Genomic DNA, 216 nt, shown 5'->3' with positions numbered 1-216 from the left:
TTTATGGTTCTTGCCAACACTAAAATTAAATCCTTCTCTTATACCAACTTCCCATGACATCATTCGTAAGAGTTCAGGACGAAGAATTTGATTAAAATGGTCTAGCGCATAAAAAAGCTCTTTCCTATAAAAGCCTTTTGCTATATAAGCTGATACACACCAAAACTCATTACAGCAATCATCAAACTCTCGCTCAGATGGTTTTTTAATCCAATA

At 34.3% G+C, this 216-nt stretch carries 1 protein-coding gene; it reads right to left on the bottom strand.

The features are described 5' to 3' along the window. Positions 1 to 216 (bottom strand): aminoglycoside 6-adenylyltransferase (locus tag FOT98_RS31740; RefSeq protein WP_186292159.1); only part of this gene is annotated, 216 nt, incomplete at both ends.

It is taken from the genome of Bacillus sp. HY001 (genome assembly GCF_007558965.1).
Taxonomy (GTDB): Bacteria; Bacillota; Bacilli; order Bacillales; family Bacillaceae_G; genus Bacillus_A; species Bacillus_A mobilis.
Note: the sequence above shows the minus strand (reverse complement) of the source record. Positions and strands in the feature narration are given on the sequence as shown.